At 39.7% G+C, this 16297-nt stretch carries 17 protein-coding genes, 7 tRNA genes and 1 riboswitch; of the genes, 21 read left to right on the top strand and 3 right to left on the bottom strand.

All coding sequences use genetic code 11. The features are described 5' to 3' along the window. Window positions 1–227: 227 nt before the first annotated feature. From BUA88_RS00005 to BUA88_RS00055, 10 genes are all read left to right on the top strand, one after another. Window positions 228–302, top strand: a tRNA-Pro gene (locus BUA88_RS00005). 21 nt (window positions 303–323) lie between these two features. Beyond that, window positions 324–394, top strand: a tRNA-Gly gene (locus BUA88_RS00010). A 26-nt stretch (window positions 395–420) separates the two neighbouring features. Beyond that, window positions 421–494, top strand: a tRNA-Arg gene (locus tag BUA88_RS00015). 26 nt (window positions 495–520) lie between these two features. Next, a tRNA-His gene (locus BUA88_RS00020) sits at window positions 521–594 on the top strand. Window positions 595–621: 27 nt separating this feature from the next. Further along, window positions 622–693 (top strand) — tRNA-Gln (locus BUA88_RS00025). Between the two features lie 58 nt (window positions 694–751). Next, a tRNA-Lys gene (locus BUA88_RS00030) sits at window positions 752–824 on the top strand. A 230-nt stretch (window positions 825–1054) separates the two neighbouring features. Next, window positions 1055–1318 (top strand): type II toxin-antitoxin system prevent-host-death family antitoxin, encoded by a 264-nt coding sequence (locus BUA88_RS00035; protein ID WP_028248491.1) that lies wholly within the window; start codon window positions 1055–1057, stop codon window positions 1316–1318. Next, window positions 1311–1613, top strand: coding sequence for a type II toxin-antitoxin system RelE/ParE family toxin (locus tag BUA88_RS00040; protein WP_072910799.1), 303 nt, complete (start codon window positions 1311–1313; stop codon window positions 1611–1613). The genes BUA88_RS00035 and BUA88_RS00040 overlap by 8 nt, the downstream gene beginning before the upstream one ends. A gap of 397 nt (window positions 1614–2010) precedes the next feature. Continuing rightward, window positions 2011–2193 carry a DUF3791 domain-containing protein gene (locus BUA88_RS16680; RefSeq protein ID WP_242839276.1) on the top strand — a complete coding sequence of 61 codons (183 nt, stop codon included), beginning with the start codon at window positions 2011–2013 and terminating at the stop codon, window positions 2191–2193. Between the two features lie 236 nt (window positions 2194–2429). Then, window positions 2430–2657 carry a hypothetical protein gene (locus tag BUA88_RS00055; RefSeq protein WP_044937206.1) on the top strand — a complete coding sequence of 76 codons (228 nt, stop codon included), beginning with the start codon at window positions 2430–2432 and terminating at the stop codon, window positions 2655–2657. Window positions 2658–3019: 362 nt separating this feature from the next. On the opposite strand, the gene BUA88_RS00060 is transcribed toward BUA88_RS00055, so the two are convergent. After that, window positions 3020–3730, bottom strand: coding sequence for a CPBP family intramembrane glutamic endopeptidase (locus BUA88_RS00060; protein ID WP_072910801.1), 711 nt, complete (start codon window positions 3728–3730; stop codon window positions 3020–3022). A 229-nt stretch (window positions 3731–3959) separates the two neighbouring features. Between BUA88_RS00060 and BUA88_RS00065 the strand changes: the two genes are divergently transcribed. Continuing rightward, window positions 3960–4463, top strand: coding sequence for a shikimate kinase (locus tag BUA88_RS00065; protein WP_072910802.1), 504 nt, complete (start codon window positions 3960–3962; stop codon window positions 4461–4463). Here the strand turns inward: BUA88_RS00065 and BUA88_RS00070 are convergent. Then, complete coding sequence (locus BUA88_RS00070) at window positions 4460–5164, bottom strand: hypothetical protein (RefSeq protein WP_072910803.1); 705 nt, start codon at window positions 5162–5164, stop codon at window positions 4460–4462. The genes BUA88_RS00065 and BUA88_RS00070 overlap by 4 nt on opposite strands. Before the next feature lie 188 nt (window positions 5165–5352). Between BUA88_RS00070 and BUA88_RS00075 the strand changes: the two genes are divergently transcribed. The 4 genes from BUA88_RS00075 (at window position 5353) to BUA88_RS00090 (ending at window position 8983) form a co-directional block, all read left to right on the top strand. Continuing rightward, window positions 5353–6573, top strand: coding sequence for an Ig-like domain-containing protein (locus tag BUA88_RS00075; protein ID WP_072910804.1), 1221 nt, complete (start codon window positions 5353–5355; stop codon window positions 6571–6573). A 134-nt stretch (window positions 6574–6707) separates the two neighbouring features. After that, entirely contained in the window at window positions 6708–7403 is a 696-nt protein-coding gene (locus BUA88_RS00080; protein WP_072910805.1) for a zinc metallopeptidase, read from the top strand. Continuing rightward, window positions 7403–8155 carry a GNAT family N-acetyltransferase gene (locus tag BUA88_RS00085; protein WP_072910806.1) on the top strand — a complete coding sequence of 251 codons (753 nt, stop codon included), beginning with the start codon at window positions 7403–7405 and terminating at the stop codon, window positions 8153–8155. Before BUA88_RS00080 ends, BUA88_RS00085 begins: the two co-directional genes overlap by 1 nt. Continuing rightward, the gene (locus tag BUA88_RS00090) at window positions 8156–8983 is read left to right on the top strand and encodes an AraC family transcriptional regulator (RefSeq protein ID WP_072910807.1); all 828 of its coding nucleotides are present in this window, start codon (window positions 8156–8158) and stop codon (window positions 8981–8983) included. 100 nt (window positions 8984–9083) lie between these two features. Here BUA88_RS00090 and BUA88_RS00095 read toward each other — a convergent pair. Next, window positions 9084–9156: transfer RNA gene (locus BUA88_RS00095), tRNA-Lys, on the bottom strand. A 143-nt stretch (window positions 9157–9299) separates the two neighbouring features. Then, window positions 9300–9414, top strand: a riboswitch (FMN riboswitch). Between the two features lie 125 nt (window positions 9415–9539). On the opposite strand from BUA88_RS00095, the gene ribD reads away from it, so the two are divergent. From ribD to xylB, 6 genes are all read left to right on the top strand, one after another. Beyond that, a complete protein-coding gene (ribD, locus tag BUA88_RS00100; protein ID WP_072910808.1) occupies window positions 9540–10628 on the top strand; it encodes a bifunctional diaminohydroxyphosphoribosylaminopyrimidine deaminase/5-amino-6-(5-phosphoribosylamino)uracil reductase RibD in 1089 nt (362 codons plus the stop codon). Then, window positions 10628–11260, top strand: a complete 633-nt coding sequence (gene ribE, locus BUA88_RS00105) for a riboflavin synthase (RefSeq protein WP_072910809.1) — start codon at window positions 10628–10630, stop codon at window positions 11258–11260. Before ribD ends, ribE begins: the two co-directional genes overlap by 1 nt. Beyond that, window positions 11221–12426, top strand: a complete 1206-nt coding sequence (locus tag BUA88_RS00110) for a bifunctional 3,4-dihydroxy-2-butanone-4-phosphate synthase/GTP cyclohydrolase II (RefSeq protein ID WP_072910810.1) — start codon at window positions 11221–11223, stop codon at window positions 12424–12426. The genes ribE and BUA88_RS00110 overlap by 40 nt, the downstream gene beginning before the upstream one ends. Window positions 12427–12448: 22 nt before the next feature. Beyond that, a complete protein-coding gene (gene ribH, locus BUA88_RS00115) occupies window positions 12449–12913 on the top strand; it encodes a 6,7-dimethyl-8-ribityllumazine synthase (protein ID WP_028248478.1) in 465 nt (154 codons plus the stop codon). Between the two features lie 167 nt (window positions 12914–13080). After that, window positions 13081–14565 (top strand): L-fucose/L-arabinose isomerase family protein, encoded by a 1485-nt coding sequence (locus BUA88_RS00120; protein ID WP_028248477.1) that lies wholly within the window; start codon window positions 13081–13083, stop codon window positions 14563–14565. A gap of 137 nt (window positions 14566–14702) precedes the next feature. Beyond that, a complete protein-coding gene (gene xylB, locus BUA88_RS00125) occupies window positions 14703–16160 on the top strand; it encodes a xylulokinase (protein ID WP_072910812.1) in 1458 nt (485 codons plus the stop codon). The last annotated feature ends 137 nt before the right edge of the window (window positions 16161–16297 follow it).

Genomic DNA, 16297 nt, shown 5'->3' on the forward strand with positions numbered 1-16297 from the left:
CTCGCCGACGAACACGTCGTAACGATTATCGCACAGGGCTTGAGTCATATTCTGGAATAGCTTGTAGGTATCAATCTCAATACAAAAAGAAGTTGTCGGAATTTCAGAAACTTCAGGTTAAAATCTAACAATTAAATTTGAAAAAAGTTGTTGACATTAACGCTATTCTCCTATATACTTCTTTTTGTTCGCGAGAGAGATACGCATGAAACGCGGACATCACTTATCGGGGTGTGGCTCAGTTTGGCTAGAGCACCTGGTTTGGGACCAGGGGGTCGCAGGTTCGAATCCTGTCACCCCGACTTCAAATTGAATATACATATGCGGGTGTGGTTCAATGGTAGAACATCAGCCTTCCAAGCTGAATACGTGGGTTCGATTCCCATCACCCGCTCTTTACTTTCTAAGATTTATCAATATGTGTCAGTAGCTCAGCTGGATAGAGCAACGGCCTTCTAAGCCGTGGGTCGGGGGTTCGAATCCCTTCTGGCACATTTATACGGTTTATTTTATCAGTATGGTGGGTGTGGCACAGCTGGTTAGCGCGTCGGATTGTGGTTCCGAAGGTCGAGGGTTCGAACCCCTCTACCCACCCTGTTGCGGTAGCAACTCAATACACGTTGGGCTATCGCCAAGCGGTAAGGCACCAGATTTTGATTCTGGCATTCGCTGGTTCGAATCCAGCTAGCCCAGTTTCGGATCTATGCCTTTTTCTTTTAGGCGAGTGTTCTGAATACCAACAATTTAATATGGGGTTGTAGCTCAGTTGGTAGAGCACCTGACTTTTAATCAGGTTGTCGGGAGTTCGAGCCTCCTCAGCCTCAGCAAAGGAAAGCACGTAAGCATTGGCTTACGTGCTTTTTATTTTATGAACTATCCGGAAAATCCGGATAGTTCAAAGTGTGATAAGTCGTCACGCTTTGACAATTGAACTATTAAGAAATCCTTAATAGTTTAATTGGTTACAATTTGTAACCAATTGAAGAATAAATCAAAGACATGTACAACGCAGCATAATTATGCTACAATATTTTTATCAAAGGAGGTATACACTATGCCAACAATCATGCCTATTAGAGATTTAAGAAATACAAGTGAAATATCAGAAATTGCACATAGACAAAAGGAACCTATTTTTATTACTAAAAATGGATATAGTGATCTTGTGGTTATGAGTGCAGAATTATACGAGAAGTTTGCAAGGGAAAATCGTATTGATCAGGCTATTTTTGAAGCAGAGCAGGAGTTTGCTGAAACTGGTAAGACAATAGATGCAAAGGATGCTTTTGCAGAATTGGAGAAAAAGTATTTTGAATAAGTATACTGTAGAATTAATGCCAAGAGCGTATAGGGATATAGAAGAAATATATGCTTATATTGCTTATGAAAAGTTGTCTCCAGAAAATGCAAAAGGACAGATTGATAGAATAAAGAAGGCTATTCTAGGCCTGGATAAATTCCCAGAGTCGCATCAAGATAGGACAGCTGGTAGATATGCTGGTAAAGGATATAAACAATTAATTATAGATAATTATATTGCTATATTTAGAATTGATGAAGAAAAGATGAGAGTACTAGTGGTAACTGTGCAGTATCAAGGAAGAAATATTTAATAAATCTTGGTTTAACCTAAGGTTTAACTTAAAAATACAGATGCTACAAATCTCTTTCTTTTAGTATTTTGTGGGGCTAAGAATCTGTTCGAGCCTCCTCAGCCTCAGCAAATGAAAGACCTTGAAGTATTTGTTTCAAGGTCTTTTTTTAATATCTAGAATCTTATTACTGTTTTTTATATTTCTCTCGAGTTCAATATAGTCATTAAATATTTTAATTTAGTCATTTGATAACAAAATGACTAAATTAAAGCTGTTGACGACTGAAATGAAGCCTTCAGATTAGTCTGAGGGCTTTTTATTTTATGTAGGAATCTGTTATATTATTTATGTAGGAGTTAATTTAACAAAGGAGATTAAATAGATGAATCAGGAATCGTTTTCATTTGTAATATACATGATTCATGCTTGTGCTAATAAGTGGGGGAAACTACCATCTGAGGTTTACGCTATGCTTAGTAGTGTCGATTGTATAAATAATTATTTGGTTAAACATTTTGACATAATTCATACTCAAAGCACGTCCTATGTTATTGATGATATTACAGACTATTTAAATGCAAGAGGTGTTAAAATATGATTGTTTACCATGGCGGGATTGATGTAATTAAGAAGCCAGATATTAATCACTCATATAGACCTTTAGATTTTGGTAAGGGTTTTTAGAGTTGTAGATATGTATCATCAAGGCATCTGGGATAGAGATAGAGCTTTGAAAGAAATCAAGGTATATGAAACTTATGACCAGATAGCTTTTATATCACAAAAAGCTATAGATAATCTTTTGACTTATAGTTCTTCATATGAGGTTAAATAATGGATGATAAAGTACTAGAACAGGTATATCAGGAAAGCTTGGAAGAGAGATTAATTTCTTATATAGCAAAAGAAAACAATGTTTCTCTAGAGAAAGCAATGGCTATTTATTATGGTAGCAAGCTTTCAAATAAAATAAATCAAGGCAAGGAAGGAATGCAGTATCTAGACTACAAGGTACTTGCGGATATATTAAAAGAGACAGAGCCTGAGTTGTTTGAAAAATAGTCTTCATATGAAGGCTTTTTTTATTGGTGACAAGTTGTCACCAGTTGGTGTCAATATGTCACCAACTCAATTTATGTAATTCTCGCTAAAATAGACTGATAATGTGTCGAGACATGAGTCGAGACCAATAATTGCAGAGGTGACAAATGCCTTTCTTTCATATTTTTTTGAGGCTAGACTTCTGTTCGAGCCTGCTCAGCCTCAGCAACTGAAAGCTTTCAGACTTATGTCTGAAGGCTTTTTTCTTGTATGTATCTATAGTAAGATTATATAAAGTTTATGAATGAAGATGAAAATAGAAATGGGCTATATAGAGTTCTTGCAAAAAAATCCCAGGAGTAAGGATACTCCTGGGATTCATTTTACTGATTTATAATTCCGAATAAGAATGCAGCTACGCCAAGGAACCAGTGAATAAACCAGACGCCGAAAATGGTCTTTTGTTTTTCATAAATGACTCCTAAAATACCACCAAGGAATGCAGCTCCAATCATGAACCAAAATCCATATTCAATATGGAATACAGCGAAAATAATAGATGCATGAACAATAGCATATATAGTCTTATGGCTGGTAGCACAAACTCGTCTTAGGCCAGTTTGCATGATGCTTCTGGCAGTGAATTCCTGTATGAAAGCAGTGACAAGATAAAAAATCTGGTATGAATTAAATCTTCTAATATCAAAGAATCCACGCTCTGTTTGGAATAAAGTAGGATCATATAATTGACCAAAATATTTTATTGCAGCAAGTATTCCGAATGAAATCCCGCATATAATTAATGTTTGGATAATAGTTTTCTTAGGATTATCTGGTAATAGCTCAAGTTCTCGCAGGGAAAATGTTGAAGTGAAATGCCATGCGGTAGCACACATGATTATACCAAGTAAATCTACCGCCTGAACCAAATATGAAACTGGAATAGGGCGTCCAAGGTGTTCCCAAAGTGCGTAAATAATCACCCATACACCCATGCCAGATAAAAGAATTCCCATAACAATGGAAGCATCACGAAACTTTACTTCCGCTGTTCTATTATCTTCATAAGAAGAATTACCGCAGTTAATATCCATTTTTATACCTTTCAGTTAAATAAACAACCGACATTCTATCATCTTTTTTGAATATTGGCATCCCAAATATAAGAAGAATGATTATATTGCATCGATATTTGACATAATGTTTCCATAGTTTCATTTTATAATAGTCTTGGTAAATCGTTGGATGTTGTAAATAACATAATGCAAAAAAGGTTTATTATGGTATAATACGGATTAAAATTTTTATCAGTGAGGAATTGTCATGAAAAACAACATTGTTTTAATCGGTATGCCAGGAGTTGGGAAAAGTACACTTGGAGTTGTTCTTGCAAAGGAATTGGGATTTGAGTTTGTGGATGCAGATTTACTTATCCAGAAACGCGAAAAACGCCTTTTAAAGGAGATAATTGCTGAAGAGGGTGTTAATGGTTTCCTAAAGATTGAAAACGATGTTAATGCAGGAATTCAGACGGATAAGACAGTCATTGCAACCGGAGGTAGCGTAATCTATGGAGCCGAAGCAATGGAGCATTTAAGAGAGATTGGAACTGTCGTATATCTCAAGCTTGATTATGAAACACTTGATAGCAGACTTGGAAGTCTAAAGGGACGTGGAGTAGTACTTAAGGATGGTCAGAATTTGAAGTCTTTATACGAAGAACGCGTACCTTTGTATGAAAAGTATGCGGATGTTATCGTGGATGAATACGGATTGAATTTGGAAGAGACATTGGATAGTGTATTAAAAAAGTTGCAGAACGCTTAGCGCTCTGCAACTTTTTTATATCCAGTCTTAACTAACCATTTCTGGTCGATAATCTTTATTTCATCTCCAAAGGATATGTGGAGTCTTACTGAAGATGGCTGTTTTTCAATTTCCTGAACTGTGCCTTCTCCAAATTTAGGATGTGTAACCACATCTCCAACCTCATATTTAACCTTAGAATTTTCGATGTTAGAATACATCTTCTGAGTGCGGTATGTATCGAGCATCTGAACCTGCTTATGGTCAACGCTAGGACGTGTAAGCACTGAATCATAATCGATTTTTTTGATGCTGGCATCTTCTATATAATAGTCGGATGGGATGGCTCCGATGAGAGAACAGCAATATTTCCATGCACTGCCGTGTACACCTGGCTGCCAATTATATTTTTCTGGGATACTAATATGTCTTGTCATGTAGTGAGCATATTCATGTTTGTAAAGATTGACTCTGTCTGCCTTTGTGAGCTGGTCGTTCATACAGAAGCCAATAAAGAATAGTGAGAACTGAAACTGTTCTTCGTTATCATAAGATGGTGGCATGTAAGAGCCTAAAGCCTTTTCGTCCATTCCGAAGGTGATAGGAACATCTGCACCATGTAATCCCAGCTTGTGATCTAAAACTGAGTAAAGAGCGGTAATTTCTGCACGTAAAACGGGTTCTTCGTTGTGCAATAACTTAAGCATATCTTTTTTAGTCATTTGGTACTCCTTATTGATTAGAAAAACTTTTTTCAGTATATCAACAGAATTACTAATTTACAATTACCAATACTGTGAAATAGTTACAAAAAATGAATATAAACTCTAAACTCAAAATTATAATTGCCGATAAATGTTTTGAAGTATAGATATGATGATAAAAAGAAGGAAAAATGTAGGGGTTGAGTATGAAAAAAATCTATCAAAATCTTAAATTTATAATGGCACTATGGATGGCAGTTGTTATGCTGGCATCTTTTATAGCCTCACCAATTACTGCTGAGGCGGCCAAGAAAAAAAGCTCAGGAAATGCCACTTATGCAGTGGGTGATGATATAGCCTTTGGTCACTTGGATGGAACAATTTTATCCTGGACTATATTGACCTATGACGATACAACAAAGATGGCACTGGTAACCACCCGCAGACCATTGAATTCTAAATCTGTAACAGCTTACAGAGCTGCGATAGCTCAGATGTTTAAGCAAAACGGAACCACAGCAGGATATGTAAGATGGTCTGAAAATTATTGGAGAGGATGGTTGAACCAGACTTTTTACAAGGAATGTTTTAACGATGCTGAGAGGGCGATGATTCAGAAGACAACCCTTTCTGAGCAGGACGCCAAGAATTCTATAATGAATTATTATCATGATACTTCCATGGATGCCTTATATGTAAATGGGCAACCAAAGAATTCATTGAATATGGCAATTTATAATTCTCAAACAACAACATCGGATTATGTATTTTTCCTTTCTAGTGATGAGTATACAACTCATAAGGATACAATGAAGAATGAGACACTTCTTCAGTTCCCACTTAGAACAAATTCTTATGATGATCCTACCTTTGGATTGTTTGGAAATGATACAGATAAATTGATTTATAGAATGTACTATTATGCAGGTGATTCAATTCGACCGGCAATGAATGTTAAGCTTGGAGAAGTGGAAGAAGATACAAGCGATAGTAGTACCTCGGATAAGGATAAGTCATCAAAGTCAAAAACTGATACGACTACTAAATCTTCAACTACATCATCAGCTAAGACAACGTCTACTTCCACAGCGTCAGCCTCAACTGCGACAACTACTGAAACAAAGACTACGAGTAGTAGAAAGTATGCCAATAACGGAACCAACGTAGGAGATATATCACTACCTGAGGATTCGGATTATTCTATGAAACCTGGTGATGTGGCGCAGGTAGCAATTGACATGGAATACTTAAATAGCACTGATAAACAATACAATTGTACATACACTACATCCGATGCCAGTGTACTGACAATCGATTCTAATGGGCAGATTATAGCTGTAAAGAAAGGCTCGGCTAATGTGACAGTTCGAATGAAAAAGTCTAACGGAAAGATTTATACTATGTCATGTAGAATCGATGTGACATAATAAGGTAGCATATGAGCTCTCGGCAATATTGCCGGGAGCTTTTTTAGAAATTTTTTATACTTATTTTATTAGTATTCTAGAGAGCAAACAATTATACTATAAGAAGATAAATATCTATTTATAGGAGGATACAGATGTATTACGGATATGGTTATGATTGGACAATTATATTAGTCTTAATTGGAGCTGCTATCAGTGGAATAGCTTCTTTAAACGTAAGAAGAACTTATGCTAAATATAGCAAGCTCAGAAATTATAGAGGAATCACTTCTAACGACGTTGCTGAGCATATTTTACATGCGGCAGGTATATATGATGTGAGAATTGAGAGAATCAGAGGAAATCTTACTGATCATTATTCTCCAAATGAAAAGGTACTTCGTCTTTCAGATGCAGTATATGGTCAGACAAGTGTAGCTGCTCTTGGGGTAGCTGCTCACGAGTGCGGACATGCTATTCAGCATCAGGAGGGATATGCACCACTTAAGCTTCGTTCAGCATCAGTGCCACTTGCAAATATTGGTTCGTGGATTTCATGGCCAGTTATTTTGATTGGCCTGTTGATTGGTTATACACCACTTGCTCAGCTGGGAATCTTCTTATTCACATTTGTAGTAGCATTCCAGTTGATAACACTTCCTGTAGAGTTTGATGCAAGTGCCAGAGCACTTCGTATTTTGGATCAGGATCACATCTTAGAGGGTGAAGAGCATGCAGGCGCTTCAAAGGTATTAAAGGCAGCTGCCCTCACATATGTTGCAGCATTATTTGCTACTATTCTTCAGTTGCTCAGACTGGTTTACATTGTTAATGGCAGGAGAAGAGATTAGTGACAACTTATCTTAAGAGCACTATCAAAGTTAATAAGTTAGAAGATTTACAGCCTGACTATCCGCAAGGGGTTCTTGTACTCTCGGACAGCCAGGCTGTTCTTGATGAGTGCAATGCTAAGGGGATTCCTGTGGCAGGTTATGAGCACGAAGGTGTTACAGGTCTTAAATGTGACCAGCTGCTTCTTGATGTTGATGAGGTGGAGGATGAAGATTTTGAAAATATCTACCGCAGATGCAAAGGAATACCGTGGGATATAGCAACGACTGAACGCACATATATCAGGGAGTTTTCCATGGATGATTTAGATGATTTGGTGGCTCTTTACGATAAGCCAGGGATGACCGATTACATGGAGCCTCTTTTTGATTATGAAGAGGAAAAGACTTACGAGAAGAATTATATCGAGTACATTTATAAGCTTTATGGCTTTGGAATGTGGTTGATTTATGATAAAATTACGGGTGAACTTATTGGTAGAGCAGGAATCGAGGTAAGGGAGACCTGTGAAGAAGATGGTCAGGCAGAGTTGGGGTTTTGCATTGCTTCAGATCATTGGAAACAGGGACTGGCCTATGAAGTTTGCTCGAAAATAGTTCAGCTTGCAAGGGACGAATATGGCATGAAAAGTCTCATAGCCAGATGTGCCCCTGAAAACAAAGCAAGCATAAGGTTATTAGAGAAATTGGGATTCAGCTTTCAGTATTTTCAGGAGGATGGAGACCGCAGGTATTTTATGGAGATATGTTAGATGGATTTAAAGGATTATCAACACGAGGTAGTAGTCACTGATGCGGGGCTTCCTTTCAAGCTTTTTTCATTTGAGGGAGCTAGTGGCAATTATATTCGTGACAAGCATTGGCATCGTTCAATTGAGATTTTTGCAGTATGGGAGGGCAAACTAGATTTCACACTTCACGATAAGAAATTTCCACTTAGTAATGGTGAATTTGTTATTGTAAACAGTAATGAGGTACACAGTATCCTGGCACCAAATCCTAATAAAACAGTGGTGCTTCAGATACCACAGGATACTTTCGCAGAATATTTTACAGATGACCAGTTTATCTGGTTTTCACATGGTGACAGAGAATCAGATCACCGTGTATTTACCCTTCTTCAGGAGATGTTTCTTATTTACACAAATGGAGAAGAGGGCAATAAGCTTCAGGTTCTCAGCTTGTACTATGAGCTTTTGTACATCCTTGTTACTAAGTATCGTAAGTTCAATGTTAACGAGGAGATTGTAAAGAGTAATAAACAGTTAAAGAAGCTTTCTAGTATTACAAGATACATGAAAGACCATTATGCAGAACCGCTTTCTCTTGAGTTGATGGCAGATCAGTTTAACTATTCACCATCATATTTGTCTCGTATGTTCCAGAAGCATGCTGGAATTAATTTTAAGGATTATCTTCTTGGTATTCGCTTAGAGCATGCAGTTCGCGAGCTTGAGGAGACTGGAGGGCAGATTGTTGATATCGCCCTTGGCAACGGATTTCCTAATTCTAAGGCATTCTCAAATGCTTTTAGGGAAAAGTATGGAGTGCTTCCAAGTGAGTATAGAAAGAACAACTAAATAGAAGATTATGACAGAGCAGCTTCATTTTGAGGTTGCTCTTTTTGCCTATAGTTATTTTGGGTACAAAAAAAGCACCAAGTAAAACTTGATGCTTGAGTGCGCGACCAGGGGTTCGAACCCTGGACACCCTGATTAAGAGTCAGGTGCTCTGCCAGCTGAGCTAGTCGCGCTTATATGTAAAGCTGTTTTTCAACAGCAACGATAATTATTATATAAGGTTTTCAAAATTTTGCAAGCCCTAATTTGAAAAAAATTATTTTTTTTTTGATTCTTGACAGCAGTAGGAAGGTGTCGTAGTATTTACTCAATTAAATAGTATCTTCAGGGCAGGGTGCGATTCCCTACCGGTGGTATAGCCCACGAGCCGCAAGGCATGATTCGGTGTGATTCCGAAGCCGACAGTATAGTCTGGATGAAAGAAGATGGTAGTTTATTTGTGGAACATATTTGCTCTGAGATTATTTTATAGTCTCAGAGTATTTTTAGTTTAAGGGATGAACTATATTTGGCCTTGGAATTTTTCCAAGGCCATTTTTTATTTGGGAGGAAAAGAATGGAAGACAAGGAATACATGCAGCGAGCGATTATGCTTGCGAAGCTTGGAGCAGGATTCGTAAATCCGAATCCAATGGTAGGTGCAGTAATCGTCAAGAATGGGAAGATTATTGGCGAAGGCTACCACAGAAAATATGGTGATTTACATGCAGAGCGAAACGCGTTGAGAGATTGTTCGGAATCCCCTGAGGGTGCCACAATGTACGTAACCTTAGAGCCGTGCTGTCACTATGGAAAGACACCACCTTGTACAGAGGCTATTATCGAAAGTGGTATTACAAGAGTGGTAATAGGAACACTTGATGTAAATCCCGTTGTGGCGGGTAAAGGAGCCAGAATTCTCATGGAGAACGGTATCAAGGTAGAAGTAGGGTTGCTTGAAAAAGAGTGTAAAAAACTGAACCGCGTGTTTAACAAATACATGTCTTCCAAGCGTCCATATGTAGTCATGAAATATGCAATGACGGCTGATGGAAAGATAGCCACAGTGACAGGGGAGTCAAAGTGGATAACTGGAGATGAGGCGCGGACGAATGTGCACAGACTTAGGAAGAATCTGTCGGGGATAATGGTAGGAGTTTCTACTGTAATAATGGATGATCCTGGTCTTGATTGCAGACTTGATGAGCCAGCAAAGAATCCGGTAAGAATTATTTGTGATTCGCATTTACGTACACCACTTACATCAAAGGTGGTAAAAACTGCAGATGAAATCGAGACGATAATTGCCACATCATCTGATGATAAGAAAAAGGTCGCTGAGTTTAAGAAAAAAGGTTGCAGAGTAATAAATATTCCACAGGCAGAAAATGGGATTGATCTGAATGTACTGATGGAAAGACTTGGAGAGATGGGCATAGACAGTGTGCTTTTAGAGGGTGGCGGAACACTAAATTACAGTGCCTTGGAGAGCAAGATTGTAGATGAGATTCATGTCCATATGGCTCCAAAGATTTTTGGAGGAAGCAGCAAATCTCCAGTAGAGGGACTTGGCATTGAAAATATAAATGATGCTATTCGCCTGAATCCAATCGAGACAGTATGGGCGGGAGAAGATTTGATTATAGAAAATGAGGTTATTTATTAATGTTTACTGGAATTATTGAGGAGCTGGGAAAGGTTCAAAGAATCGAAAGAGGAGGCAAGCAGCAGCGCATTACCATCGGCTGTAGCAAAATCCTTGAGGATGTTCATATGGGTGACAGCATAGCTGTAAATGGTGTTTGCCTGACTGTGGTTGAACATAGTGCAAATGGTTTTTCTGCGGATGTAATGAATGAGACGTTTTCCCGTTCCAGTCTTGGGTCTCTTACAGTTGGAAGCCCCGTGGATTTGGAAAGAGCTATGGCTGCAAATGGCAGGTTTGGAGGCCATATTGTCAGTGGACATATCGATGGTACAGGAAAGATAAAAAGCATAAGACAGGATGGCAATGCAGTCTGGTTCGAGATAAAGACTGATGGAAAGATAATGGATGGAATCGTTGAAAAAGGCTCTATCACAATAGATGGAATCAGCCTGACTGTGGCAGATGTGAGCCGTGACAGCTTTAAGGTAAGTATCATACCCCACACCTTAAAGGAGACAGTTTTAGGTCATAAGAAAATTGGGGATGTAGTTAATCTGGAAAATGATGTGGTTGGAAAATATATAAAGAAGTTTTTAGGAAGGGAAGAAAAATGCGAAGAGAATCGATTGAAAGAGCTATTGATGATTTGAAAAATGGCAAGGTCATCATGGTTATGGATGATGAAGGTCGTGAGAATGAAGGAGATTTTATCTGTGCAGCAGAGTTTGCTACTACAGAAAATGTAAACCTTATGGCATCTGTGGGGAGAGGTCTTATCTGTATGCCAATGAGCGAGGAGCTTGCTTATAAGCTGGCACTTCCGCCAATGGTGAGCCACAACACTGATAACCACGAAACCGCATTTACGGTATCTATTGACCATGTGGATACCACCACAGGAATATCAGCAGCAGAGCGTGGCCTTACAGCAAGAAGCTGTGTTAAGGATAATGTGAGCCCTTTGGAATTTAGACGTCCAGGACACATGTTTCCACTGGTTGCCAAGGCAGGGGGCGTCATTGAGCGCCCAGGCCATACAGAGGCCACTGTGGATTTAATGAAGCTGGCAGGTCTTAAGGAATGTGGTCTTTGCTGTGAGATTATGGCTGAGGATGGCACCATGATGCGTGGAACGGCATTGCGTAAGCTAGCAGAGAATATGGGGATAACCTTTATCACAATCCCTGAGCTTGTGGAATATCGCAAGGTCTATGACAAGCTGGTAGAGTGCGTTTCTATTGCAAAGATGCCTACACGCTACGGCGAGTTCATGGCACACTGCTATATCAACAAGTTAAATGGAGAACATCATGTAGCGCTGGTTATGGGAGATATTACAGATGGCAGAGATGTCCTTTGCCGTGTTCATTCTGAGTGTCTCACAGGAGATGTTTTTGGTTCTATGAGATGCGACTGCGGGCAGCAGTTTGATGCAGCCATGAAGGCAATCGCAAGGGAAGGACGAGGAGTGCTTTTATACATGCGCCAAGAGGGCCGAGGCATTGGGCTTGTCAATAAGCTAAAGGCGTACAAGCTTCAGGATGAAGGCATGGACACACTTGATGCAAACATTGCACTTGGCTTCCCTGGAGATTTAAGGGAGTACTACACAGGTGCCCAGATTTTACGTGACCTTGGAATTCATTCGCTGGAGCTTCTCACAAATAATCCTGACAAGGTTTACCAGTTGTCTGATTATGGAATGGATATTTCCAAGAGAGTGCCTATTGAAATAGAAGCAAATAAATATGATGTGTTCTATCTGAAAACAAAGAAAGCAAGAATGGGTCATATATTAGAAGTAAAAGATGCATAAATAAAAGAAGGAGATAATGATAATGAAAGTTTACGAAGGAAAATTAGTATCAGAAGGTGTGAAGGTAGGTATTGTTGTGGCTCGTTTTAATGAGTTCATCACATCAAAATTATTAGGTGGAGCCATTGATGGCCTTAAGCGTGAAAACGTAAAAGAAGAGGACATTGATGTGGCATGGGTACCAGGAGCCTTTGAGATTCCACTTATTGCAAAGAAGATGGCAGAAAGTAAAAAATATGACGCTGTAATCTGTCTTGGCGCAGTAATCCGTGGCGCAACATCACACTATGATTATGTTTGCTCTGAGGTTTCAAAGGGAGTGGCACAGGTAAGCATGAGTGCAGGAATCCCTGTAATGTTTGGAGTTTTAACGACCGATACAATTGAGCAGGCTGTAGAGCGAGCTGGTACAAAAGCTGGTAATAAAGGCTTTGAATGTGCTCAGGGAGCTATCGAAATGGTCAATCTTATCCGTGAAATGAAGTAGAATTTTGACATAATCAACAAAAGAAAGTCAAAAAAATTCCATCACGTAGTAAATTTTTAAAAGTCTCTAAAATTTTTTGTCTGATATTATAATCATACAAAATAAACGTTTTAGAGGCTTTTATTTTTTGTAAAAGGAAGCCGGTAGTATTAAGGAGGGTAATGACAATGAATAACATGCCAAATGTAAAAATTGGTGTAGTAGCAGTTTCTCGTGACTGCTTTCCAGAAAGCTTATCAGTAGACAGAAGAAAGGCACTTATCGCTGCATATACAAAGAAGTACGGCGCAGAGCACATCTATGAGTGTCCAGTATGTATCGTTGAGAGCGAGATCCACATGGTACAGGCTCTTGAGGATATCAAGAAGGCTGGATGTAACGCACTTTGCGTATACCTTGGAAACTTTGGTCCAGAAATCTCTGAGACACTTCTTGCAAAGCACTTTGATGGACCTAAGATGTTCTGTGCAGCAGCTGAGGAGTCAGGCAACAGCCTTCTCGATGGTAGAGGAGATGCTTACTGCGGTATGCTTAACGCATCTTACAACCTTCAGCTTCGCAACGTAAAGGCTTATATTCCAGAGTATCCAGTAGGTGATGCTGAGGATTGCGCAGATATGATTCATGAGTTCGAGCCAATCGCTCGTGCCGTAATCGCACTTTCAGATCTTAAGATTATCAGCTTTGGTCCAAGACCAATGAACTTCCTTGCTTGTAATGCACCAATCAAGCAGCTTTACAACCTTGGTGTTGAAATCGAGGAGAACTCAGAGCTTGATCTTTTCGAAGCATTCAACAAGCACGCTGGTGATAGCCGTATCCCAGAGGTTGTTGCAGATATGGAGAAGGAGCTTGGCGCTGGCAACAAGAAGCCAGAGGTTCTTGAGAAGCTTGCTCAGTACGAGCTTACACTTAAGGATTGGGTTCGTGATCACAAGGGATATCGTAAATACGTAGCAATCGCTGGCAAGTGCTGGCCTGCATTCCAGACACAGTTTGGTTTCGTTCCTTGCTATGTTAACTCACGTCTTACAGGCGAAGGAATCCCTGTATCATGCGAGGTTGATATCTACGGATGTCTTTCAGAGTTCATCGGTACTGTTGTATCAGAGGATGTTGTAACACTTCTCGATATCAACAACTCAGTACCAAAGGATATGTATAACGAGGAAATCAAGGGTAAGACAGATTACACACTTGAGGATACATTCATGGGATTCCACTGCGGAAATACATGCTCTAGAAAGCTTGCATTCTGTGAGATGAGAAACCAGAAGATCATGGCTAGAGCACTTCCTGTAGAGGTTACAAACGGAACACTTGAAGGTGATATCGCTCCAGGTGAAATCACATTCTACAGACTTCAGTCTACAGCTGACAACAAGCTTCGCGCTTACATTGCACAGGGTGAAGTTCTTGATGTTCGTACAAAGTCATTCGGTTCAATCGGTGTATTTGCAATCCCTGAGATGGGACGCTTCTATCGTCACTGGTTAATCGAGAAGGGATTCCCACATCACGGAGCTGTTGCATTCGGACACTTCGGAAAGTCACTCTTCGAGGTATTCAAGTACATCGGAGTTGATGTAGACGAAATCGGATACAACCAGCCAGCAGGCGTACGTTATCCAACAGAGAATCCATGGAGATAAGAGCATATATAAAATCAACTAGCATGCTAGTTTGATTTTATATTGCCACAGCGCACCCTCTTTCCCGAAGGGAATTATAATGGGTGCGCTTTCCCGTTTGCAGGATATTATTTTGGGTTTAGAATAGGAGAATAATTATGTTTTATATTGGTGTAGATTTGGGTACTTCCGCTGTAAAACTCCTTCTAATGGAAGGTAACGGAAAAATCGAGAAAATCGTTTCAAAAGAGTACGCGTTAAGCTTCCCACATCCAGGTTGGTCTGAGCAGAAGCCAGAGGACTGGTGGACTCAGGTAGTAGCTGGTATTAAGGAGCTTACTTCAGAGGTAGATAAGAGCCAGGTTGCTGGTATCTCATTTGGTGGTCAGATGCATGGTCTTGTTACACTTGATGCTGATGATAATGTTATCCGTCCAGCTATCCTTTGGAATGACGGACGTACAGGAAAAGAGACAGAATATCTTAACAACGTTATTGGAAAGGACAAGCTTTCTGAGTACACAGCAAACATTGCATTCGCTGGTTTTACAGCTCCAAAGATTCTTTGGATGCAGGAGAATGAGCCAGACCTTTGGGCAAAGGTTGCAAAGATTATGCTTCCTAAGGATTACATCGCTTACAAGCTTTCTGGAAGCTTCTGTACAGATTATTCTGATGCCAGCGGTATGCTTCTTTTAGATGTTAAGAATCGCTGCTGGAGCGAAGAGATGATGGATATCTGCAAGGTATCAGAGTCTCAGCTTCCAAAGCTTTATGAGAGCTACGAGGTAGTTGGTACAATCAAGCCTGAGGTTGCTTCAGAGCTTGGCTTCACAAATGATGTTAAGATTATTGCTGGTGCTGGTGATAACGCAGCTGCAGCTGTTGGTACAGGTACAGTTGGAGAGGGCAAGTGCAACCTCTCAATTGGTACATCTGGTACAATTTTCATCTCAAGCAAGAACTTTACAGTTGACCCTGCAAATGCTCTTCACTCATTTGATCATGCTGATGGTGGCTATCACCTTATGGGATGCATGCTTTCAGCTGCATCTTGCAACAAGTGGTGGATGGATGAAATCCTTAAGACAAAGGATTACCCAGCAGAGCAGGCTGGTATCAAGAATCTTGGAGAGAACCGTGTATTCTACCTTCCATACCTTATGGGAGAGCGTAGCCCACACAACAATCCAGATGCACGTGCTATGTTCATCGGCATGTCAATGGATACTACACGTGAGGATATGACACAGGCAGTTCTTGAAGGTGTAGCATTTGGTCTTCGTGATTCACTTGAGGTAGCACGTAGCCAGGGCATTAAGATTGAGCGTTCTAAGATTTGCGGTGGTGGTGCAAAGAGCCCATTATGGCAGCAGATTATCGCTTCAGTTATGAATCTTAAGCTTGATATCCTTGAAAACGAGGAAGGACCAGGTCTTGGTGGAGCAATCCTTGCAGCAGTAGGTTGCGGAATGTACGCTTCCGTAGAGGAAGCGTGCCAGGCGATAGTAAGAGTAAAGGAAACAGTTGAGCCTGATCCAGAATTAATTCGTAAATACGAAGAAAGATATCAGGAATTCAAGAAGCTTTATCCAACAGTAAAGACATTATTCTAATTTTAAAGTGTAAATCAAAATAGAATTCAAATATAAAAAGGTTCTGTGCCTGCAAACAGTCAGGCGCAGAATCTTTTTTTCTAAATAAATTTCATTAAAAATCTTAGCAGAAAAAATCTTACGTACTTGAGCCCTCC

It is taken from the genome of Pseudobutyrivibrio xylanivorans DSM 14809 (genome assembly GCF_900141825.1).
In the GTDB taxonomy this organism is placed as follows: domain Bacteria; phylum Bacillota; class Clostridia; order Lachnospirales; family Lachnospiraceae; genus Pseudobutyrivibrio; species Pseudobutyrivibrio xylanivorans.